The following is a 4,152-nucleotide window of genomic DNA, read 5'->3' as shown; positions in this document are numbered from 1 at the left end:
CCCCGAAGGACCCCGGCATGCCATTGCGCGGACGGCGTGTCCCCCTCCGCATGCTCCCCGTAGATCTCGAACCGCCGCGCGGTGGGCCCGGCGAGGACGGGGTCGGCGGCGGCGAGCTGCCACCACTCGGCCCAGTCGAGGGCCCCGGCGGCCTTCCGGGCGCCCTGCCGGGCAACCCGCAGGGCACGTTCGGCGGCGTTGATCCGGGGAGTGGTCTCGTCGGTCATGTGATCGGCGTTGAGGAAGACCCCGCCCGGACGGACGAGCCCGGCGAGCTGCCCGTACAGCGTCTCCAGGGGCCCCCGGCGCAGCCAGTGCAACGCGGTCGCGGTGAGGACGGCGTCGTACGAGTCGTGGGGCAGCCGGGAGACCCACCCGGCGTCCATGAGGTCCGCCTCGACGAGCGTCACCCGAGGGTCCCCGTCGAAGGTCCCGTGCGCGATGGCGAGGAGCGCGGGATCGAGGTCGACGCCGACGGAGACGGCATCGGGGAACCGTTCGAGGAGCCGCGCGGTGATGGACCCGGTCCCGCACGCGAGGTCGAGCACCCGGGGCGCCGTACCGGCGAACGCCTCCACCATGTCGAGCATGACCCGGAACCGCTCCTCACGGTCCGGCATGTACCACTCCTGCTGCCGGTCCCAGCTCCGCTGCCACTCGGCCCAGTCCGTGATGTCGACGGTACTCATGAACCCTCCCAGCACACGTAATACCCTGTAAGGGCAACCGGCCATTACCGACCGCGCCCACGACGACGATAGAACGCCTCCGTAAGGACTACAAGTGGAACTGGCCTATTACTCGGACTACGCCGTACGTCTCGTGAACACCGAGGAACCGGCGCGCAACAAGGACACGTTGACCTCGGTCGACGCGGTGAGGGACCTGTTCGGCGGCAGCCAGGAGGCGGCCAGGAGGGTCACGGACGCGGACGTCACCCGCTTCAGGTCCGTACGGGCCCGCCTGCGCGCGGTGTTCGACGCGGCGGACGCGAAGGACGAGACCCTCGCCGTGAACCTGCTGAACTCCCTGCTGCTGGAGTTCCCGGTGAGCCCGCAGATCTCGGGCCACGACTTCCGGGACGACGAGGGCAACCCGCTGTGGCACATGCACCTCGCGGACCACCCGTCGAACGCCACGGCGGGCTACGCGGCCATCGCGGCGATGGGCCTGGCCTTCCACCTCACCGAGCACGGCGTGGACCGCCTGGGCCTGTGCGAGGCGGCCCCGTGCCGCAACGCGTACCTGGACACGTCGACGAACCGCTCCCGCCGCTACTGCTCGGACCGCTGCGCGACCCGCGCGAACGTGGCGGCCTACCGCGCCCGCAAACGCCTGGAGGCGGACCGGTCGGACAGCACGGGCCGTACGGCGGTGAGCGCCCAGCGCACGAGCGCGAGCGGCGAGCGCTGACCGGCCTCGGCCGCCCGGTACCGCAGCAGCACCTTCCCGAGCACGAGGTCGTCCGGAACGGTCCCGTAGTCCGTGGAGTCGCCACCGGCGTACGCGTTGTCCCCGAGCACCCACCACCCCCCGTCCCGGCGCTCCACGGCCCGTTTCACGACGAGCAGATCCTGCTGGAAGGGATGGCGCAGGACGACGACGTCCCCGGCGCGCACCTTCGCGCCGTACCGCACGACCAGCTGGTCCCCGTGGCGCAGCGTGGGCACCATGGACGGGCCCGTGACCTCGGCGAGCCCGAACGGCGTGGCCGCCCTTCCGCGTTCCGCTCCTGCCTCCTGCGACAGCTCCGGCATCGCCGGCACCTCCCCTGGATATGTCCTCCGCGGGTCCAGTGTGACCCCGGACTTTGGTCCTAAGCCCCCGGGGGCGCTCGCGAAAAGCCGTCCCTCAGGGAGTAATCTCCCACTTGAGAAGACGATCACGAGGAAGGAACGCTCCATGCTTTCCCGCCTGTTTGCCCCCAAGGTCAAGGTCAGCGCCCACTGCGACCTGCCCTGCGGCGTGTACGACCCGGCCCAGGCCCGCATCGAGGCGGAGTCGGTGAAGGCCGTGCAGGAGAAGATGGCCGCCAACGACGACCCGCACTTCCAGGCCCGCGCCGTGGTCATCAAGGAGCAGCGCGCCGAGCTCGCGAAGCACCACGTGTCCGTGCTCTGGAGCGACTACTTCAAGCCCCCGCACTTCGAGAAGTACCCCGAGCTCCACGTCCTGGTCAACGACACCCTCAAGGCCCTCTCGGCCGCGAAGGCGTCCACGGACCCGAAGACCGGCGAGAAGGCGCTCGAACTCATCGCCGAGATCGACCGCATCTTCTGGGAGACGAAGAAGGCCTGACCACCGGCTTTCAGTTTTTCCCCGACCGCACCCGGCCGCCTCTCATCGGCGCCGGGTGCGGTCGTTTTTCAGACAGATGCGGCGAGTTCCGCCAGCGGCGTGCCGCTCAGCCGACAGATCCGCCACTCGTCCAGGAACTCCGCGCCGAGGGACTTGTACACGCCGATCGCGGGCTCGTTCCAGTCCAGGACCCACCACTCGAAGCGCTCGTAGCCCCGGTCCACGCAGAGCGCGGCGAGCGCCGCGAGCAGGGCCTTGCCGTGCCCGGCGCCGCGTGCGGAGGGCCGGACGTAGAGGTCCTCCAGGTGCAGGCCCCGGGTCCCGGTCCAGGTGGAGAAGCGGGGGAACCACAGGGCGTAGCCGACGGTCGCGCCGGTCGCGTCGTCCTGCGCGATCAACGCGTACGCCGCCGGCCGCTCCCCGAACAGCGCCTCCCTCAGCTGCTCCTCGGTGGCCGTCGCCTGCTCCACCGCCCTTTCGTACTCGGCGAGTTCACGGATCATGGCGCGGATCTCCGCGACGTCGTCCACGGTGGCGTCTCTGATCATGTCCCCGATCATGTGCGGGAGCCCGGCCGCTGTCCATCGGCTTCCGCACGGGTGGGAACCCGCAGGCCCCTCAGTGGAACTGCGGCACGATCAGATAGATCCCGTACGCCACCACCGCCGCGCACGCGAGGAAGCACAGGCCCGCCTGGACCCGGCCGGCCACCGACGCCGTACCGCCCGCCGGTGTGTCCTCCTCCGGCCCCCGGGCGAGGCCGAGGACGCCGAGGCTGAAGACGACGACCACCGCGACGGTGACGCCGAGGCTGACCGCGGCGACCTGGCCGAGGGCGCTCCAGTTGAGATGCATCAGGTTCTCCTCAGAGGCTCAGACAGGAAGAGGCTCAGGCGGCCGTACCGACGTGCGCCGGCGGCTCGGTGCGCAACGTGACATCGTGCGCGTCGTTGACGTTGCTCGCGTGAACGGGATTGCGGCGGGACGCGAGGAAGATCCCCCCGGCGACGGCGACGCCGATCAGCGCGACCACCGTCGTACCGAAGTTCCCGCCGTGCTTGACGGCGTACGCGGCGACGGCCCCGACGAGCGCCGCGGCCGGCAGCGTGACCAGCCAGGCGACGACCATCTTCCCGGCGACGCTCCAGCGGACCTCCGCGAGCCGGCGGCCGAGGCCGGCGCCGAGGATGGAGCCGGAGGCGACCTGGGTCGTGGAGAGCGCGAAGCCGAGGTGCGCGGAGGTGAGGATGACGGTCGTGGACGCGGTCTCGGCCGCGAACCCCTGCGGCGACTGGATCTCGGTCAGTCCCTTGCCCATCGTCCGGATGATCCGCCAGCCGCCGAGGTACGTGCCGAGGCCGATCGCGAGGCCGGCGGAGGCGACGACCCAGACCGGCGGGCCGGCGTCGTGGCCGAGCGCGCCCGCGGAGATCAGGGTGAGGGTGATGACGCCCATGGTCTTCTGCGCGTCGTTCGTGCCGTGCGCGAGGGAGACGAGGGACGCGGAGGCGATCTGCCCGTACCGGAACCCCTTCTCGACCGGCTTCTTCTTCGCCCGCTCGGTGATCTTGTACGCGAGATAGGTCGCCGCGAGCGCCGCGACCNNTCGCCCGCGCCGACCCACACCGCGCCGATCAGCCCGCCGAACAGGGCGTGCGAGGAACTGGACGGCAGCCCGACCAGCCAGGTCATGAGGTTCCAGAGGATGGCCCCGACCAGGCCCGCGAAGATCATCCCCGGCGTGACGAGCGTGTCGTCCACGATCCCGCCGGAGATCGTCTTGGCGACCTCCGTCGACAGGAACGCGCCGACGACGTTGAGCACCCCGCTGATGAGGACGGCCGTGCGCGGCGC

7 protein-coding genes and 1 pseudogene are annotated in these 4,152 nt (G+C 70.9%); 2 read left to right on the top strand and 6 right to left on the bottom strand.

Translation table 11 applies throughout. The annotated features are described in order from the left end of the window. Nucleotides 1–689: class I SAM-dependent methyltransferase (locus AOK24_RS41265; protein WP_055725028.1), on the bottom strand; the 689-nt coding region annotated here is incomplete at its 3' end. Nucleotides 690–783: 94 nt separating this feature from the next. Between AOK24_RS41265 and AOK24_RS41260 the strand changes: the two genes are divergently transcribed. After that, nucleotides 784–1,413: a CGNR zinc finger domain-containing protein gene (locus AOK24_RS41260; RefSeq protein ID WP_055725026.1), complete on the top strand. Its 630-nt coding sequence runs from the start codon at nt 784–786 to the stop codon at nt 1,411–1,413. Here AOK24_RS41260 and sodX read toward each other — a convergent pair. Then, the gene (sodX, locus tag AOK24_RS41255; RefSeq protein ID WP_055725025.1) at nt 1,317–1,757 is read right to left on the bottom strand and encodes a nickel-type superoxide dismutase maturation protease; all 441 of its coding nucleotides are present in this window, start codon (nt 1,755–1,757) and stop codon (nt 1,317–1,319) included. The two genes, AOK24_RS41260 and sodX, sit on opposite strands and share 97 nt — an antisense overlap. 145 nt (nt 1,758–1,902) lie before the next feature. On the opposite strand from sodX, the gene sodN reads away from it, so the two are divergent. After that, a complete protein-coding gene (gene sodN, locus AOK24_RS41250; protein ID WP_010353595.1) occupies nt 1,903–2,298 on the top strand; it encodes a superoxide dismutase, Ni in 396 nt (131 codons plus the stop codon). A 68-nt stretch (nt 2,299–2,366) separates the two neighbouring features. Here the strand turns inward: sodN and AOK24_RS41245 are convergent, their stop codons facing one another. From AOK24_RS41245 to AOK24_RS51875, 4 genes and pseudogenes are all read right to left on the bottom strand, one after another. Next, nucleotides 2,367–2,846, bottom strand: a complete 480-nt coding sequence (locus AOK24_RS41245; RefSeq protein WP_055725027.1) for a GNAT family N-acetyltransferase — start codon at nt 2,844–2,846, stop codon at nt 2,367–2,369. 70 nt (nt 2,847–2,916) lie between these two features. Beyond that, the gene (locus AOK24_RS41240) at nt 2,917–3,153 is read right to left on the bottom strand and encodes a hypothetical protein (RefSeq protein ID WP_055725024.1); all 237 of its coding nucleotides are present in this window, start codon (nt 3,151–3,153) and stop codon (nt 2,917–2,919) included. Between the two features lie 34 nt (nt 3,154–3,187). Beyond that, nucleotides 3,188–3,902: pseudogene (locus tag AOK24_RS41235) on the bottom strand (inorganic phosphate transporter); the annotation flags it as partial. 2 nt (nt 3,903–3,904) lie between these two features. Next, nucleotides 3,905–4,152 (bottom strand): inorganic phosphate transporter (locus tag AOK24_RS51875; protein ID WP_240554373.1); only part of this gene is annotated, 248 nt, incomplete at both ends.

The organism is Streptomyces niveiscabiei (assembly GCF_001419795.1).
GTDB classification, from domain to species: domain Bacteria; phylum Actinomycetota; class Actinomycetes; order Streptomycetales; family Streptomycetaceae; genus Streptomyces; species Streptomyces niveiscabiei.
The sequence above is the reverse complement of the archived record's forward strand: the minus strand, read 5'-3'. Positions and strand labels throughout refer to the sequence as shown.